The following is an 18,568-nucleotide window of genomic DNA, read 5'->3' on the forward strand; positions in this document are numbered from 1 at the left end:
TACAAACTTATACATTTTAAAAACCGAAACAATCAAATGTTTACATTTTCTTTTTTTAAGAATGTTTTAAGCTTATTACTGTTGTTTTTTTACTTGAAGTTTTTAAATGAAAATTAAATATTTAATTCTTGCGTTATTACCTTTTTCTTTGATGGCATGTCAAACAGTTACTAATACTCCTGCTCCAATTGTTTCTGAGCAACAACAAAACCTTGCAACCACTTTAGGTGAATATGCATGGACTTACCAAAATATAAAAGCTTCTAAACCACTTATTCTTAACTTTAATGCAAATGGTAAATTAGCCATTAATACGGGCTGTAACGGCCAAGGCGGCACTTGGAAAGTTGAAGAAAATCAACTTATTACATCTAACCTTGTTTCAACAATGATGGCTTGCCAAGATGATTTAATGAAACAAGAACAATTGTCGAATAGCATCTTTAGTGACGCAAAATTACCAATCGAAATTAGCAACAATAATGGTCAGGTGATTTTAAGCGTGACAGACAAAATTGGTCAAAAGCATATTTTCCAAGGTCAAAAAGCAGTGAATACTCAAGCTTTAACAGACTACTCTTGGTCTTATCAGCCTGAAAATACAAAAAAACCTATCGTTCTTAACTTTACCAACGACCGTTTATCAATCGCAACGGGTTGTAACCGCCAAGGAACAACTTGGAAAGTTGAAAACAATACCATCGTAACTGCTGATGTAATGTCAACAATGATGGCGTGTGAACCTGCTTTAATGAAACAGGAACAATTTTCTAGCAGCCTTTTCCAAAAACGTGCGATTCCATTTGAACTCAATACCACAAACGTTGATCAACCAACACTAACGGTATCTGATGCTCAAGGCCAGAAATATACTTTCACTGGTAAAATGACACCTGAAGCAAAATATCAATCTGAAGGAAAAACAGTTTTCCTTGAAGTAGCTCCAGAAACTAAATCTTGTACTGGTGTTGCGCCACAAATTTGTATGCAAGTTCGTGAAATTAAATATGATGACAAAGGCGTTAAAACTTATGCTGATAAAAACTGGTCATTATATTACGGTCAAATCGAAGGTTTTGAACATAAACCAGACCAACGCGTAATTTTACGTGTAAAACGTTTTGAAGTGAAAAACCCAGCTGCAGACCAATCTAGTCAAGCAGATGTATTAGATATGGTTGTAGAACAAGAGTTAGTTAAAAAACCTAAAAAATAAGTTTTTAGACTAAAAAATCCGATGCTTATGCATCGGATTTTTTTATTTCTATATTAGAAAATACCTTGAGCAAGCATTGCATCAGCAACTTTTACAAAACCTGCAATATTGGCACCATCCACATAGTTCACAGTACCGTCTTCTTTAGTACCGTATCTAACACAGTTGGCATGAATGTCTTTCATAATTGCATGTAAGCGCTCATCGACCTCAGCATGGGTCCAGCTTAAACGAATTGCATTTTGAGACATTTCTAAACCAGAAGTTGCCACACCACCTGCATTAGATGCTTTACCTGGCGCATACAAAATTTTAGCTTCGATAAAGTGTTCAACTGCTTCAAGCGTAGATGGCATATTAGCGCCTTCAGCTACACAAATGACACCGTTAGAAATAAGTGTTTTAGCGTCTTCACCCGTTAATTCATTTTGTGTAGCACATGGCAAAGCAATATCAACAGGAATATGCCAAGGCGTTTTTCCTTCAAAATATTCAAAACCATGTTTAGAAGCAAACTCGGAAATACGACCACGTTTAACGTTTTTCAGTTCCATTACTTCAGCAAGTAACTCATCTGTAAAACCATTTTTTAAATAAACTGTGCCGTTTGAGTCCGACAAGGTAACAACTTTTGCTCCTAAGAACATCGCTTTTTCCGCCGCATATTGTGCGACGTTACCAGAGCCTGAAACAGAAACAGTTTTACCAGCAAAAGATTGTCCACGGGCTTTTAGCATTTCTTCTGCAAAATAAACCGTACCATAACCAGTTGCTTCAGGGCGCATTAAGCTACCCCCAAATGAAATTCCCTTACCGGTAAAGACACAAGCGGTGTCGTTACTCAGCTTTTTCATCATGCCTGCCATATAACCAACTTCACGTGCCCCCACACCAATGTCACCCGCAGGAATATCCGTATTTGGTCCTAAATGGCGATAAAGCTCAATGATTAATGCTTGACAGAAGCGCATAATTTCAGCATCAGATTTACCTTTAGGATCAAAATCTGAACCACCTTTCCCCCCACCCATTGGTAAGGTAGTAAGTGAGTTTTTAAAAGTTTGTTCAAAACCTAAAAATTTTAAAATTGATAGATTGACCGATGGATGGAAACGCATTCCACCTTTGAATGGACCAATTGCTGAATTGTATTGAACGCGGAAAGCTCGGTTAACTTGAGTCTGGCCTTGATCATCCATCCATGAAACACGGAATTGAATCACACGCTCAGGTTCAACCAAACGTTCTAGCAATCCCTGCTCTGCATATTCTGGATTTTTTTCAATAAATGGCCACAAACTTGTCATGACTTCTTCTACAGCTTGCAAGAACTCAGGTTGATGCGGATCACGCGCTTGCACGTAATTCAGGAATTCATTCAGGTTGTTGTATTTCAATGCACGGTCCTCAGCATAGTAATGAATTAAATTGGTGCAATACATTTTTAAATGCATCATTTAGCAGCAAAATATTAAATCCCTTTCCATCAATTTTAACAATACTTATTTTAAATTATTTTATTTATCTTAATTATCAAAAACTTATTTTTAGAAAAACTACTTAAAAATAAGAAATAGTCATTTATCTTTTTATTTTTATTGATCTATTATTGTGCAATATTAGCTACATTTTAGGTCAACCAAAAAGCCAATAAATTCGTTAAAATCCATTGACCTTACTTAGGTTTTTCTTCATTATCGCATCGTTTTAACCAAGCTATTTGCCCACTATGAATTCATCTATTTCTCTCATACGCGAGATTGATGCGTTATTACCACAGACTCAGTGTGGTTTATGTGGACATCGTGATGGATGTCTACCCTACGCAAAGTCGATTGCTGAAGGTGAAGAAGCAAATAAATGTGTTCCAGGTGGTCAGCCTGTAGCCGATGCACTCGCGAATCTATTAAATCGTCCTGTATTAACCGCTGAGACTAGCGTATGGCCTGTGCAGACCGATGGTCGTCCCCAGCGAATGAAAGCGATTATTCGAGAAGATGAATGTATTGGTTGCACCAAATGTATTAGTGCTTGCCCTGTAGATGCTATTATTGGAAGTGGTAAGCTCATGCATACCATCTTGACTGACTTATGTACGGGTTGTGAGCTATGTATTCCACCTTGTCCGGTAGATTGCATTGATTTGGTCGAAGACACGCAAGCATTACCAAATGAACAACAGCGTATCGCTGAACAAAATGATTTAAGACAACGTTATTACGCTCACATTCAGCGCGAAGAAAAGCGTCGTACTCATCGTAAAGGGCCTGTAGTACGTGCTGAAATTGATACCCAACTGTTTGCCCAGTTCTCTCAGGCACTTGATGAAGTACCTTCAATTGAGCTCATCGAGAAACCCAAAGAAGTTGTGTCAACTGATGCAAAAACTACAATTGAGTTAGCGAAAATTCGTACGCAAATTAAGAAACTGGAAAAACAACTCAGTGTACGTGAAGATGCTAAAAAACGTCTTCAACTTGAAGAACTTCAACAGCAACTCATGCAATTACAGGAGGTCTGAATGGCCGTCAAGAATATGACGAAAAAGCAGATTCAAATTTTCTTTGAACGCCTTCGCGAACAACGACCTTCACCTCAAACCGAGTTAAAATATTCATCTCCATTTGAGCTACTTATTGCAGTTATGTTGTCAGCTCAAGCGACCGACGTAAGTGTTAATAAAGCAACTGATAAACTTTACCCTGTGGCGAATACAGCCGAAAAAATCTATAACTTAGGCGTAGATGGGTTAAAGGAATATATCAAGACAATTGGCCTCTATAACGCAAAAGCCGAAAATGTCATTAAGACCTGTAAGATTTTAATAGAACAATTTAACGGCGAAGTGCCAAGCAACAGAAAAGACTTGGAAGCTTTACCAGGGGTCGGACGTAAAACCGCAAATGTTGTTTTAAATACAGCTTTTGGACAACCGACTATGGCTGTTGATACCCATATTTTCCGAGTGGGAAATCGAACTGGTTTAGCCGTAGGTAAAAATGTACTTGAAGTTGAGCACCGCTTAATTAAGGTTATTCCTAAAGAATTTATTTTAGATTCGCATCACTGGCTCATATTGCACGGTCGTTATTGTTGTATCGCCCGTAAACCTAAATGTGCAGAATGTGTTGTTGCAGATGTCTGTAACTGGCCTGATCGTTTTGAATTTGGCGCAATAAAAACGATTCCAACAAAAAACCTCAGTTAATCCTGAGGTTTTTTAAACTGCTGCAATTTGGGATGTAATTGTCGTGCTTTACCATTCAGTTTATTTTCCAAAGCCTGTTGTTTCTGCACATGACGCAGCATTTTTTGACTTTGATACAATAAAAACAACAGTAGAGCTAAACTTAAAATTACCACTACAATCAAAATAATTTTCAGCAAAGAAGTATCCTCAATCCACTCAAACATTGAGTGTTATATGCCCTAACATAATCTTTAACTACTATTATGTCAGATTTTGTTGGCTTGCATACCATGCATGAATATCCTGTTTTTCAATTGCAGTTGCCATTAGTTCGGGAAATTGATCAGGTGTACAAGCAAACGTTGGAATCCCCATATCAGCAAAGATCTGTGCATGTTGAGTGTCGTACCAAGGTGCACCATCATCAGATAATGCCAGTAGCGTAATTACTTGCACCCCACTATCTAGCATTTCAGCCACTTGCTTGAGCATTTGCTTAGCATCACCACCTTCACACAAATCGCTAATCAGGATAAAAATAGTATCTTCTGGTCGAGTGATTTTACTACGGCAGTATTTTATCGCTTTAGCAATATCGGTTCCCCCACCCAACTGTGTACCAAATAACACATCCACTGGGTCTTCTAGTAAAGGTGTTAAATCAGCTAACTCGGTATCAAACACAATCATTTGCGTACTGACTGCACGAATACTTGCCATCACCGCCGCAAAAACACTGGAATAAATCAGTGAAGGAGCCATCGAACCACTCTGATCAACACAGAGTATAATGTCTTTTAAAGCCGTTTGTTGACGTGGATGCCCATGTAACTCATGTGGAATAATGGTTTTAAAATCTTCTTGCCAGTGTTTCAAATTGGCCTGAATAGTGCGCTTCCAGTTAATGTCTTGCATGCGTTTAGGACGTCGTGTATGGGCTGAACGGTTAATACTGCCTCTAATCGCTTGCTGCAATGGTTGTTTTAGTCTGTTTTCAAGCTGCTCTACCAACTGACGTACCACAATACGTGCAGTTTCTTTGGTTTTTTCAGGCATCAAATGATTGAGTGAAATCAAAGTTGAAACCAAATGAATATCAACCTCAACACTCGCCAACAATTCAGGCTCTAACAACATTTGCTGTAAATTCAAACGCTCTAAAGCATCTTTTTGGATGACTTTCACTACCGAGGATGGAAAATACTGACGAATATCACCTAACCATTGCGCAACTCGAGGACTCGAATGCCCAAGACCACCTCGGCGATTAGGCTGCTGCGTCTGATAAAGTTCATTCAAACACTCTTGCATCTTACTATCTTGCATCGACCAATTCGGTAAATGCGAAGTCGAATTTGGGACTTGTCCTAAAATCAAACGCCAACGTCGTTCTTGTTCCGCAAGGTCTGATTGTTCTAAAGTGATCAGTTCTTCATTCATGTTCATCACTTAAACCTCGACAGAAACAGGCTGTAAATATGCGTATATTTCATCTAATACCGTTTGAGCACGTTCGATGTCTAAAGTACCGAGCTCTTGTTTGATTTTGGTCGTTTTTTGTGTCACTTTCTGAATTAATTGCTGTGCTTCAGCAGGACTAAAACTGGAGGCTGTTCTCGCCAAAATTGGCAATAACTCAATAAATTGCTGCTCTTGTAATTGATTGACCCATTGGCTCACGGTTTCCCAAAGGCTTTGCTCATGAATCAATAACAAAGCTTGATGAGTGAGAAAACCTTCAAACCAAGCGGCACTGTAGTCTGCCGTCTGCCCAATCGATAAAGCTCGTGAGAGAAATCCCTGTGTCTGTTTCACATCAATCAACTGCTGTTCTCGTGCTAAACGTACACAACAACCATGCAAATAACCTTGCATATATTCCAACTGCAATAACTGTTGCAAGGTCTCCTGCCAAAGCTGTAATAATTCATCTTGTTGTAATTGTTCTAAAAGTTCATATAAGGCTTGTAGTTGTTGAGCAAACTGCTGGGCCATTTCAGCATTTAGTTGTACGCAATAACTTGGCAAACTCAACATCAAACGAATCGCTAAATTTTCTACCAGTTGATGCAAATGTTGCATCGAAAACTGACGTACGCTGCCATAACGAATTGCGGTAATTAATGGCTTTAAAGTTGCCAAAATAATACTTGGGTCTTGATGCTTGGTGGTAAGTTCATTCAGTTTATCCAACGCAAAATTTAAGCTTTGGTCCAAACCAGACAATAAAATGCTTTCAATCAGTTGAGCAATTTGTCCCACATCTTCACATTGTTTGATCTGATGTTCTACATAACTTTGCGTAGCAAGTTGCACGCTATTGCCCCACAATGACATTTCATTCAGATATAAACTACTTTCAGGCTGCCAAGACAACTGCCAAATTTCTTTAAAATTCCCGTGCTTCGCACCTGTACCTGCTAACTCTGCCCAAGCAACGCCAAGTAATTTAATACAATGTAGAAATTGACTTTTTGCCAAGTCGAATGCTTCACGTAAATCTAGCGTAATATCACGATGTGGTGCTTCGAGTTTTAAGCGAAAATGCTTCACTTGCTGTAAAAAGTCTTTTTGAATTGGCAACTCAATCAATTCAGCAGGTACTTGTCCCAATTGCTCATCTTCAAGCAATTTAGCTAAAATCGGTTGTGGAATATCCAAACCATGATTCAAGACCGAGCGAATTACCTCAAACAAATCTTCCAAATCAGGGATACGGCGTCCACGTAATTGCAATAAAGATTGGATCAGGTGTACCGCATCAATAATTTGGGCACTAGAGGCGTCATGACCTGCTTGGCGTAAGGCTTGGGCAAATTGACTTAACCAATCAATGGTAATTTTTTCGCCATCAACATTTCCGTCTAAAGCTTGTTGGTAATGCTTCCAAAGATGGGTATACCACCCAACCGCTTGTACACCTGCGCCATAACCATTATCTCGACTCAATCGTCCATGTGTCCATGCAATCCATGCAGCATCAACTTTGATTTTAGGCAAACCTTTCAGTAAAGCAGTATCCGCTTTAGTTTGAGCTTTTAAATCTGCCAACACAGGTGCATGCCATGCACCACAAATCACCACAATATTTTGATAGCCTTGTTTTTCTGCCTGCTTAATCACTTTGCGCATATAGGCTTCACGATACTGCTCCAGCAATTGATCTTCGCTACTGTAATTTTCAGGTTGCTGGCTTAGCAAATGATCACGTAAAGCTGCCATCGCATCGCTAATAGCAGTAAACATTTGTCCAGCATGTGGTTGCTGTTCGACTAGATGTTCCCAAAACCGTTCACTATCTTGATAGCCAGACTGTTCAGCCAATAATTGAATTGGATCTCGACGAATCGAAAGATAATGTTGTTCCAGATTGTATTCTGACTCAATATCATCTTGCTGATTCAGCTCAACCTCTTGCTCATCTGTTAATGCCTGTTCATCCACCGAAGCTTTCTGTAGACGTTGTTCTGCCCATTGTTTTTCTAATGCAAAACGATGTTGCAAAGGTAGATCCATAAACTCTACTGCAACTTGCTGACGCAGCGCATATTGTAAAGCTTGCCACTCAGGTGAAAACTCAGCAAAAGGATAGAAGACCGCCTGGGATCGTACTTCTTTTTGTACAGGAGTATTCAACAACAATGCTACAGGCGGCTTAAAATCGGCATGTTGTAATTGGGCAATAATTGGATTGGCATCCGGTGGCCCTTCAATCAAAATACAATCGGGTTGAATTGAAGCCAAAGCATTACATACACTACGTGCCGAACCAGGCCCATGATGACGAATACCGAGAATATGCAGCATTTTTCTATCCTTTATTCCGATCACATCTTCTCTTTTGCAAGGAGAAGATTGGGATGAGGTCATTTATTATTGAGTTTTATTCTAAGTCACGACAAGCACGATACAGGTCTTGCCAACCCTCGCGTTGTTTAATCACAGTTTCAACATACTCTTTCCAAGGCACAAGATCTTGAAGAGGATCTTTTAATACAGCACCCTGTAAACCTGCTGCTAATTCATGGTCAGTTAAATTACCTGAACCAAAATGCCCAGCCATTACCCAACCATGACTCATCACAGAAATAGCTTCAGCTGTTGATAAGGTACCCGTAGTGGTTTTTAACTTTTGCTTACCATCTAAAGTTTGTCCATGACGCAACTCTCGAAAAATCGTCACCAGTTTTTGAATTTGAGCATCCAAAGGCTGAATCTCAGGAAGTTGCAAGCTTTTACCTAATGACTGAACACGCTTTTGTACGATCTCGACTTCTTCTGAGATTGTGGCAGGCGGCGGTAAAATTACCGTATTAAAACGACGCTTTAACGCAGAGGAGAGTTCATTCACCCCTTTATCACGGTTATTGGCTGTTGCAATCACACTAAAACCTTGTATCGCTTGATACTCAATACCGAGCTCAGGCACAGGCAGATTTTTTTCAGAAAGCAACGTGATTAAAGTATCTTGAACATCTGCAGGAATACGGGTTAATTCTTCTACACGAGCGATCTTACCTTCTTGCATCGCGCGCAACATCGGGCTTTTGACTAATGCATCTTCACTAGGACCTTTAGATAAAAGTTGTGCATAGTTCCAGCTATAACGTAAAGTATCTTCACTAGTGCCAGCCGTACCTTGAATCAGTAATGCACTATTTCCAGAAATAGCAGCTGCTAAATGCTCAGATACCCATGATTTTGCCGTACCCGGCACCCCTAATAATAACAATGCTCGGTCAGTTGCCAAAGTTGCCACTGCAATTTCCATTAAACGGCGATTACCAATATATTTAGGTGAAATCACAGTTCCATCAGCTAAAGTGGTCCCCAATAAATAATCTACAACAGCTTTCGGTGAAAGTTGCCATTGTGGTGGTTTTGCTAAATAGTCATGTGCCTTTAATGCATCTAATTCATGAGAAAACTGTTGTTCTGCACGTGCACGTAAAACTTGTTGAGACATGTTGATTATCCTAATTTATGATTTATTGATCATTAAGCAATAAGTTTTTGTTTATACTGAATAAACTGAATAAGTTGTTTCCATTCAGAAATAGGAAAAAGAGGTTGTAGACAACTGAAGTCTATTGGATAAGCTTCCAAAATCAGCCATTGTGCATGCTCTTTTAATAATGCAAATTTATTTTGATCCTGCTGCAAGTCCAAAGTCTCATATGCGTGTTGTATTAAAACAGCTGCCATTTCTGAAATTTTCTGATCTTGATGTAAAACTTTTGCTCTTTGAAATACATACCAAAAATGTTCTAAATCTTGATTTCGATAATAGGACTCAAGTTGTTCTAATAATAATTTGCTTGCTGGCTCCTGATCTAGCAAACCAAAGATTGTCTCACGCTCGATCCTGCTTCCAGTTGATATTGTCACAGCTTCACACCATTTGGTCTGATGTTGATAAAACCATAAAGCTAGATCACGGCGCTGCTCTCGGTAACAGCACAAAATAAATGCGCTCCACAGTGAATCTTTTTGTCGCGAATGTAATGAAAATAAATGATCCAAAGTACCAAATAATTCTAACCAATAGGCAAGTGGTAATTGGATTAAAATTCTTTTGAGATAAAGTACGCCCTTTGAACTTTCACAAAACTCCTGATAAGCCTGTTCGACTTGAGAACTTTGGTAAGCCGTTTTTAAACTTTTACGGCTTTCAACCAAATTTGCTTCTCGATCAAAGAAACCATAATCATTCAATGCATCATCTTGATCTAAGTTAATGTTGAATTTAACTTTTCTGGCTTGAACATCGTAGCTTAAACATGCACGCAGTAACGCCATAACCTCGTTATAAAGGGTATTATCTTGATAATATAAATAAAAGCTTAATGCTGCATTATTACGTACTGTCGCTGCATTCTGGGGTTCTAGTGTTTTCACATGCTGGTATAAAGCTTCAAATTGGGTTACTGGCATGTTATATATCACTAGACTTTCAGCATGACTTTGCAAATGATTTTTCTGAATAGATTGTGACCAGAATTCCGCAATATGCTGGTTAATAAAGTCTGGTAATTGACTGCACAATTGGCTCATCAGTAAGGGCCAATCACTATTTTTTGATTTCAACAATTGACGGATTAATGACGATGAATCTTGTTGTTTCAAATATTTCCATACCCTTTTCGCATCATCCACACGTGTTGTAACATCACCTTGAAATGCGAACTCAGGTAGAATAGTGGCCAATAACACTGGGTTCTGACACTGTGGTAGAAGCTTCAACACCAAATAACGAGGAATCACTTGCTGCTGCTGTTGAGCAAGTTTAAAAATTTGATTAACCCAATCCTGATATAAAAATGGCGACTCTTGCGCAACAATCCATTTCAAAATTTGCACAAGCTCATCATCTAGCTGCTTTTCATTTTGTATCTGATCAATTTCACCAAAACTCTTTTGAACCTTTTCAGGCACAGCTCGTGTTTGATAACCTGCTAGTTGCATCAGTCCCCAATATTGATTTAAGACCAATAAATCTTGTGCTGAATCAATTTCTTTAGGAATATAATCCTGCAATTCTTTAGGAATTTTTATAACTTGCTTAAATTGCTGTCCTAAAGTCAGTTTGAGAAGTAACTGTTGATTAAACTCACTGTATGATGTGGTTAAAGACATTCAAAATGCCCTCCTTGCCAAATACTTATAAGTTTAAGTTTCAACCCATCCCACTCTACACCAGCACTGAATGGCTCTGCCCCCACTAAAAACCACAACTCAACAAACTGTTTAATTTCAATTTCACACATCTTTTGATCCTGATCGACCAAATAAATTATTTTATCAAGCTTTACTAAACGTAATTGCTCTAGCCAGAAAAAGCGTACTAATTGCAAAGGATGTTGTTTTAAGCCATTCGCATATTGAGTAAATGCCTGGTCAAAATTTTTAAATCCCCTAGGTGAAATGAGCACTTCGTTTAAATCATTAAATGTTATTAGATTATCTTCCAGACGTAAGCGTTGTTGGCTTATTACAGGATAGAGTTTGACATTTATAGGCAATTGTTTTTGATAAGGTAAGGTCACTCCAAAGCTTGAATGAGGGGGTATTTCAAAATCTAGTAGCAAATAATCACACAGGTTCTGACTATCCCATAACCATTGACGACGATAACGTCCCCGAGTATTGACCAACTCATGCGTCACTTGTCCTAAAGCGTAAAGATCAAGTTTATGAACTGGTATGTTATCCCACATATCAGCTGGCAAATTAACGCCAAATAACTGTTTTAACTCTTCATAAAGCTCAGGTTTAAGACGATGACGATTCTGCCATAGATGAATAGCAGTTTGTAATTTAGCCAACCAGAATGAACTTTCTACTTGCCAGTTGGCTTGATACAAGGCACTAGAAAATTCATCTAAATAACTCACCAAACCTGCAACTTGAGCATCTACTAAACGGCTTTGGATATCTCGGAATTTCTCGTGTTGTTGTTGACGTAATCGTCCTAGTCCTAGATTTACAACATCATTCAGCCATGTTTGCAATGCATCAATCCCGGCATCAATTTTTTTCTCACGCGCTAATTGGCGTTTGAGTCGAGCTTCTTCATCAATAGGCTTATTGACTTTATTTTCTTTCTTTTCAAGTGATTTGTTTTTTTTATCACGCCATTTCTGTACTCGCTCAGGTATGTTTTGTTCATCCGATTGCACAATAAATTTATCTTGATACTCGGTATAGACAAATAATAATGCCAAAGCGTGTTTACAAGGCCGCTTAAAACTCGGGCAACTACATTCACACTTTAGTTCGGGTAAAAAAATTGCACTTTGATAAATTGAGCTACCTTGAATTTCCCCCCAAATCCATTGATCAACTGAACCTGAGATATTATTCCACGCTTCAAATTTCGCTAGTTTTTTAGCTGATTTCGCTGAACTTGCATCTGGAATAATCTGTTCCACCTGATCAGATTGAATCATCAGCAACATAATTAACCCTTTAAAATAATTTTTTAATTTCAATGTCTTGGTTTATACAATCAAACACACTATAAATGTTTTAAATTTAATTTCACATACTATTATTACATAGTGCGACACATTATGTCGCCAATTATTATTAATATAAAAAAAACTGCCCAGTGGAACCACTGGGCAGTTTTTTATAGAAAAAAATTATTTGTCTAAGATGTTGAACAAATCTTTTTGTACATCTTCAATTGTACGCAAGCCATCAAGCTTGTCATAAGTTGGAGCATTTTCACCAGAAGCAGCACGGCCTTGGTAGAAACCAACCAATTGCTCTGTTTCAGTGTGATAAGACGCTAAACGCTTACGGATTGTTTCTTCTTGGTCATCTGGACGTTGAACAAGATCTTCACCAGTTTCATCATCTTTACCTTCCACTTTAGGTGGATTGTATACAGTGTGATAAACACGGCCAGAAGCTGGATGCTGACGACGACCAGAAAGACGTTTTACGATTTCTTCATCAGGAACATCAATTTCAATCACGTGATCGATGCTAATCCCTTCTTTTTCCAAAGCTTCAGCTTGTGGAATAGTACGTGGGAAACCATCGAAAATGCAGCCATTTGCACAGTCAGGTTGAGCAATACGTTCTTTTACTAAACCGATAATAAGTTCATCTGAAACCAAACCACCAGATTCCATTACACTTTTAGCTTTTAGACCTAATTCAGTACCTTCACGAATCGCAGCACGGAGCATATCACCGGTTGAAATTTGTGGGACATTGTAGCGCTTACAGATCAACTGAGCCTGAGTCCCTTTGCCTGCTCCAGGTGGTCCGAGTAAAATAATGCGCATAAAAAACATCCTCATTTAAAACAATGAATATGAAGTCCGGCAGAAAAAGTCTCGTTAATCTTCAATAGATCCTGCCTGACATCGAATTATAAGAAAGCCACAAACAAATGTATTGTACCAGCAATAAATCCGGTTACCCCACCTAGTACAATAAGAATCCACTCATCCTCCTGAAATGCAGGACGTAATAAATTCTGAAATTCTTTTGGTGTCAGTTCGCGAATACGCTCTTTAAACATTTGAAAAATCTTCTGTGCCCGGCTTGCGTTCAGTGCTGGGTCACATACGGGTCCCATCGTAATTTCAATTGAACGATCAATCAAGTCCGTCTTTAATCTTGCGTACTCTCTTGGCCCTAAAGAAAGCTGTAAAGAGGTGCGAACCAACGGGGTTTCCATGATTTCGTTAATATGACGCTTAACAATGCGGCGCGTTTTATCTTTACGCGGCCCGTACATCATTTCGGTCATAATCGATTTTAACGTAATTAAATCTTCTGTGACTACGCTCGAAAACACATCAGAGACTTCCTCTTGACGCTTCATGAAAGCGCCTTGGACATTATAAGTCCCAATTCGAAGAACTGGTACAATCCATGGAAACTTACGATCTTTTGTTAATCTAAAAATCTGTGGATAACGAATATAATGCGGCTCAATTGGGTTAAACACCATCCAGATTGCGATCCAGTTAGTTAAAAAGCCCCAAATTGCAGCCCAAAATGGTACTGTCCAGTGCCATGGTACTACAAACCAAACCACCATTTGGAAAATACCAAAGAACATGCCAATCAGTGCACTAATATGCCAAATAAAATTAATTTCTTTTTGACCCACCTTTAAGAACATACGTACCATTAAACGGCGATCACCTTCCATCTGGCTTACGACCATTTCACGCATGTTAACCAGTGACTCTACATTCATGGTCAGCTCAGTCACTAACTCTTTTAGCACACCCGGCAATTGCTTATGTGCTTGAGCATAAATACGGCGTTTAATTGAGTAAGGTAGATTTTCCCAAAGCACCGCATTACGATCGATCATGACTTCATCAATAAGATGTTCAAGTTCAAAACCGACTTGTTCACCAATAATACGGGCCATATCTTCAGGATCCATTGCTTCTAAAAATTCACGCAATGAGCCTAATTTAGATAAAGTGTTATCAGTAATAATTCCAGAGATACGTCCTGCCTTACGTGGCACGATACCTTGCCAACCTACTGGCAATGGTCCTAAATGGAATCCCCAAAATTTAATTGGGTAAAATACCATTTTTAAAGCCATCCACACATGTGCCCATGTGACAAAAGCCGTTACGGGAATAATACTCAAAACGGCCCAAAAATCAGGTCTGTGTAAAAAGGTCTGCCACAATCCACTGACGTACTCTAACATGTAAGACTCTCGTATTTATTTGTGCTCTGCTTATGGCGAGTTAACGATAAACTGCTTTGTTTTATAAACCAAAACTTAGAGAATAAGAAAATTGAATTTGTGGTTTAGTATCTGCAGCAACATTTCCGTTCTGGTCAGTTAATTTTTCAGCCGCACCGATACCCACACTAAAAGTGCTAATTCTTTCTGAATTTAACCACACATAGGCCAAATCAACACCCGCACCTAAACGGGATTTAAAATCACCATCGACCTCTTTACTATCAAGATGACCAGCATAGAAACCGATATAGTAACCATTTTTGTCTGTGCCAGTAAGATAATAAGGGTATCGGAAGCCAACTTGACCACCAGCGGTTTTGTCACCATTCAAAAATGCGCCGGCTTTCGCATAAGCAATCCCATACGGGTTTACCCATTCACCGTTAAGATGTAATAATTTTTGAGTAACTCCGGCACCCACATTCCAAGTAGATGCTTTATGATCTGCTAATTTTGCTTCTGGAAGAAACGAGTAGTCTTGAGCATGGGCCCAATTACTTACCGTCAAAACTGCAAGTAAGGGATAAATTTTTCTCATTATTTTCTCCATTTTCCCTAATCGTATGGTGAGAACAACCCTATTCTATTGAATGAGAGACTTTAACAGAATTATTTTGCTTCTTATATACAAGTATCTACAATTTTGTTGTCTGCAAAGTCAAAAAGTATCTTATTAAAATGCAATGAAACTTTGAAAATTATGCAATATTTTAAGTGCTCTTGCGTTAGAATAAGCAGCTATTTTTCTACCCTATGTCATTAAGTCGATCCTTATGAAACAGCACTTTCCTTTAAAAGATATCCAGCAAGAAAAGCGCATTTATCGAGGTCGTATCTTTTTTGCCGTAGGGATCGTGACCATCTGCTTATTAGTCTTAATTAGCCGATACGCTTATCTACAAATTTTTCACTACGACGAATTCTCGACTGCATCTGACAAAAACCGTATCCGCTTGCAACCACTTCCCCCTGCTCGTGGTTATATCTATGATAGAAACGGTGTATTACTAGCAGATAACTATCCTGTTTTTACAGCAACTTTAAGTAAAACAGATGTAGAAGATGTTGATAGTGTCATTGAGCAATTACAACCTATTTTAGATTTAACACAAGAAGATATTGACCGTTTTAAAAGCCGTATAAAAACTGCCCGTAAAACTGAACGCGTCGCGATTAAACTTAATCTAACTGAAGCTAATATTGCTAAATTTAGTGAAGCCAAATATAAGTTTCCAGGTGTAAGAATCGAGACACAAATGACTCGCTATTATCCACACGGTGAGTTATTTGCTCATGTGATTGGCTATGTCGGGCGTATCAACGATAAAGAATTAAAAAGTATTGATAAAGACTTGTATGCTGGGACCAACCTAATTGGAAAAATTGGCGTTGAGAAAAGCTATGAAGACCTATTGCATGGAACACCAGGTTATGAATCTGTTGAAGCAGATGCACATAGTAATGTATTACGTCATTTAGGTCGTAAAGACCCTACTCGCGGTAATGACCTCTATTTATCTTTAGATTACGGTTTACAAGTTGTCGCTTCTCAGCAGCTCGCAGGTCGTCGTGGAGCTATTGTCGCTATTGATCCTCGTACAGGTGAAATTCTAGCTTTAGTGTCTAGTCCAAGTTTTAACCCTAATTTGTTTGTGACTGGAATTAGTCATACTGACTACAGCTCACTACGCGATAATTTAGACCAACCTCTTTATAACCGTGCTGTGCAGGGTGTATATCCACCTGGTTCTACCATTAAACCAATGGAAGCAATGGGTGGCCTACACTACAGTATTGTAGACTGGTCAACAGCAATTTCTGATCCTGGTTATTTCCATCTACCTGGTGATTCACATAAGTTCCGTGACTGGAAGAAATCTGGTCATGGCATCGTGAATATGCATAAAGCGATTGTGCAATCCTGTGATACCTATTTTTATATTCTTGCCCATCAAATGGGTATTGATCAAATGAACCAATGGATGCGCCAATTTGGATTTGGTCAAAAAACAGGTGTCGATTTACCAAGTGAAAGTGAAGGCCTTTATCCAAGTCCTGAATGGAAAATGCGTACACGTAAAGCGAAATGGATGAAGGGTGAAACTATTTCTGTCAGTATTGGTCAAGGCGCGTTTACAGCCACTCCATTACAGCTTGCGATGGCAACAGCAATTACGGCAAATCATGGTTCTCATGTAACGCCTCATGTTTTACGCGCAACGCATGGTGCAAAACCATTTACAGTACGTAATGCGCCTGATGGCAAAATCAAATTCAACGGCACTGATGAAGACTGGATTCAAATGCGTGATGCCATGATTGATGTAATTCAGTCAGGTACTGGCCGTGGTATTCGTACTCCCCTCTACCAAATTGCAGGGAAAACAGGTACGGCACAGGTTAAGAGTATTGCACAGGGTAAACGCTATAACGAAGCAGCCTTGAGTGAACGTCAACTTGATCATGGTTTATTCGTAGGATTTGCCCCTGCTGAAAAACCTGAAATTGCGATTGCAGTCATTTGGGAAAATGGTCGTCATGGTGGTTCAGCTGCTCAACTTGCAAGACCTGTCTTTGATTACTGGCTATTAACTCGTAAGAAAAACCCGATTCGTCCAGCAAATCACCAAGTCAATGGTGGGTTAATGACAGCAGGTATTAAACCAGGTGAACTTCCAAGCGGCGGTGAAAGTTCTGGTCCAGCATCAGCTACAGCTACCACCAACAAACCAGCAGCATCAACACCGCAAGCTGCTCCTGCTCGTCCTGCTACCAATGAGGCCGATGAATAATGAAAAATCAATTACGTATAATTGGCGGCGAATGGAAAAGACGAGTACTGCCTTTCGCTAGCATTGATGGCTTACGCCCAACCCCAGATAGAGTACGCGAAACTCTATTTAACTGGCTCATGTGGGATATTCAAAATGCTCAAGTTCTCGACATCTGTACAGGCTCTGGTGCATTAGGTTTTGAGGCTCTGTCACGTGGTGCTGCATCTGTTTATATGATTGAGCCTGACAAAGCTCAGGCACGATTTTTAAAAGATAATATTGAACTATTAAAAGCCCAAAATTGTCACCTAATTAATGCCACTGCTCAAGAAGCTCTACCCCGCTTAAAAGAACAGTTTGATGTAGTCTTTTTAGATCCGCCTTATAGTCTTGATCTATGGCATGAACTCTCGAACTTGGCCGAGCCTCATATTAAAAAGAATGGATACATTTATGTTGAAGCTGACCGAGATTTAGCTCAGCTTCAACTTCCCGCAACATGGCAACAAGTTAAAACCACTAAAGCTGGCACAGTCCACGCTGGGCTTTATCAGAAAATTTAAACATGTAGGATTTTATGGCAAATTAATTTACCTGATCTATTTATTTGAATTAGATTATTTTTATTTCGTATTTCAGAATAAATAGATCGTAAAAAATCGTATGAGTTGACCTCGATCATAAGGAAAACTCGAAATATATTCATAACCAATTTTCAGTCTTGGATTAACACTATAATTAACCCCATATCCAACTGAAATGGATAAATCTTGAATATTAATATGATTCGTAAAACCATTACTGTTTTTATTCTGAAGTTGCCCAGTATCATAGGCTGTATAATTATAAATTACCCAACGCTCATTTGAATAAAACTCGTTTTTGAGCACATTATAGTTATTAACTTCATCATCATGCTCAATGGCTAACCGCCTTTGTTCCAAGTTTAAATCTGATTGATCTAACAACTGGTCTGTATCTAGTAAAGTAGAATCACTTTCTGGTTGAAAAAAATCATAAGCCTGAACATATCCACTGTAAAAGATAATCAGCGCTATAAAAACAGTATCAATATTTTTATGCACACACATTTTATTTTGCAAATCCCAAAAGGTAGCTTAATGCTACCTTTTTTTGCAAGGTTTTAA

16 protein-coding genes are annotated in these 18,568 nt (G+C 38.8%); 5 read left to right on the forward strand and 11 right to left on the reverse strand.

Going from position 1 to position 18,568, the window contains the following annotated elements; translation table 11 throughout:
• Positions 1–106 precede the first annotated feature (106 nt).
• Positions 107–1,216: an META and DUF4377 domain-containing protein gene (locus KIP84_RS13315; RefSeq protein WP_213688709.1), complete on the forward strand. Its 1,110-nt coding sequence runs from the start codon at positions 107–109 to the stop codon at positions 1,214–1,216.
• A 53-nt stretch (positions 1,217–1,269) separates the two neighbouring features.
• On the opposite strand, the gene gdhA is transcribed toward KIP84_RS13315, so the two are convergent.
• On the reverse strand, positions 1,270–2,673 hold the full coding sequence (gene gdhA / locus KIP84_RS13320) for an NADP-specific glutamate dehydrogenase (RefSeq protein ID WP_213688710.1): 1,404 nt from the start codon (positions 2,671–2,673) through the stop codon (positions 1,270–1,272).
• Positions 2,674–2,945: 272 nt separating this feature from the next.
• Here gdhA and KIP84_RS13325 point away from each other — a divergent pair, with 272 nt between their 5' ends.
• Together KIP84_RS13325 and nth are read left to right on the forward strand one after the other, a co-directional pair.
• Entirely contained in the window at positions 2,946–3,737 is a 792-nt protein-coding gene (locus tag KIP84_RS13325; RefSeq protein WP_213688711.1) for an RnfABCDGE type electron transport complex subunit B, read from the forward strand.
• On the forward strand, positions 3,738–4,424 hold the full coding sequence (nth, locus tag KIP84_RS13330; protein ID WP_068564179.1) for an endonuclease III: 687 nt from the start codon (positions 3,738–3,740) through the stop codon (positions 4,422–4,424).
• Here nth and KIP84_RS13335 read toward each other — a convergent pair.
• From KIP84_RS13335 to KIP84_RS13375, 9 genes are all read right to left on the reverse strand, one after another.
• Positions 4,421–4,603 carry a hypothetical protein gene (locus KIP84_RS13335; protein WP_068564205.1) on the reverse strand — a complete coding sequence of 61 codons (183 nt, stop codon included), beginning with the start codon at positions 4,601–4,603 and terminating at the stop codon, positions 4,421–4,423. The two genes, nth and KIP84_RS13335, sit on opposite strands and share 4 nt — an antisense overlap.
• A 64-nt stretch (positions 4,604–4,667) precedes the next feature.
• Positions 4,668–5,852 (reverse strand): VWA domain-containing protein, encoded by a 1,185-nt coding sequence (locus tag KIP84_RS13340; protein ID WP_213688712.1) that lies wholly within the window; start codon positions 5,850–5,852, stop codon positions 4,668–4,670.
• Between the two features lie 3 nt (positions 5,853–5,855).
• Positions 5,856–8,213, reverse strand: a complete 2,358-nt coding sequence (locus KIP84_RS13345) for a DUF5682 family protein (RefSeq protein WP_213688713.1) — start codon at positions 8,211–8,213, stop codon at positions 5,856–5,858.
• Between the two features lie 76 nt (positions 8,214–8,289).
• Positions 8,290–9,372, reverse strand: coding sequence for an AAA family ATPase (locus tag KIP84_RS13350; RefSeq protein WP_069122515.1), 1,083 nt, complete (start codon positions 9,370–9,372; stop codon positions 8,290–8,292).
• 32 nt (positions 9,373–9,404) lie between these two features.
• The gene (locus KIP84_RS13355; RefSeq protein ID WP_213688714.1) at positions 9,405–11,042 is read right to left on the reverse strand and encodes a hypothetical protein; all 1,638 of its coding nucleotides are present in this window, start codon (positions 11,040–11,042) and stop codon (positions 9,405–9,407) included.
• Positions 11,033–12,364, reverse strand: a complete 1,332-nt coding sequence (locus tag KIP84_RS13360; protein WP_068564187.1) for an SWIM zinc finger family protein — start codon at positions 12,362–12,364, stop codon at positions 11,033–11,035. The genes KIP84_RS13355 and KIP84_RS13360 overlap by 10 nt, the downstream gene beginning before the upstream one ends.
• A 186-nt stretch (positions 12,365–12,550) precedes the next feature.
• Positions 12,551–13,204 carry an adenylate kinase gene (gene adk, locus KIP84_RS13365; protein WP_002117671.1) on the reverse strand — a complete coding sequence of 218 codons (654 nt, stop codon included), beginning with the start codon at positions 13,202–13,204 and terminating at the stop codon, positions 12,551–12,553.
• A gap of 86 nt (positions 13,205–13,290) precedes the next feature.
• Positions 13,291–14,604, reverse strand: coding sequence for a membrane protein (locus KIP84_RS13370; protein ID WP_005070566.1), 1,314 nt, complete (start codon positions 14,602–14,604; stop codon positions 13,291–13,293).
• A 61-nt stretch (positions 14,605–14,665) separates the two neighbouring features.
• Complete coding sequence (locus KIP84_RS13375; RefSeq protein WP_032054884.1) at positions 14,666–15,184, reverse strand: hypothetical protein; 519 nt, start codon at positions 15,182–15,184, stop codon at positions 14,666–14,668.
• A gap of 235 nt (positions 15,185–15,419) precedes the next feature.
• Between KIP84_RS13375 and mrdA the strand changes: the two genes are divergently transcribed.
• Positions 15,420–17,438: a penicillin-binding protein 2 gene (mrdA, locus tag KIP84_RS13380; protein ID WP_002117576.1), complete on the forward strand. Its 2,019-nt coding sequence runs from the start codon at positions 15,420–15,422 to the stop codon at positions 17,436–17,438.
• Positions 17,438–17,983 carry a 16S rRNA (guanine(966)-N(2))-methyltransferase RsmD gene (gene rsmD, locus KIP84_RS13385; RefSeq protein WP_063098332.1) on the forward strand — a complete coding sequence of 182 codons (546 nt, stop codon included), beginning with the start codon at positions 17,438–17,440 and terminating at the stop codon, positions 17,981–17,983. Before mrdA ends, rsmD begins: the two co-directional genes overlap by 1 nt.
• A 72-nt stretch (positions 17,984–18,055) precedes the next feature.
• Here the strand turns inward: rsmD and KIP84_RS13390 are convergent, their stop codons facing one another.
• Positions 18,056–18,511 (reverse strand): hypothetical protein, encoded by a 456-nt coding sequence (locus KIP84_RS13390; protein ID WP_063098331.1) that lies wholly within the window; start codon positions 18,509–18,511, stop codon positions 18,056–18,058.
• Positions 18,512–18,568 lie beyond the last annotated feature (57 nt).

The organism is Acinetobacter sp. BHS4 (assembly GCF_018454425.1).
GTDB lineage: Bacteria > Pseudomonadota > Gammaproteobacteria > Pseudomonadales > Moraxellaceae > Acinetobacter > Acinetobacter pittii.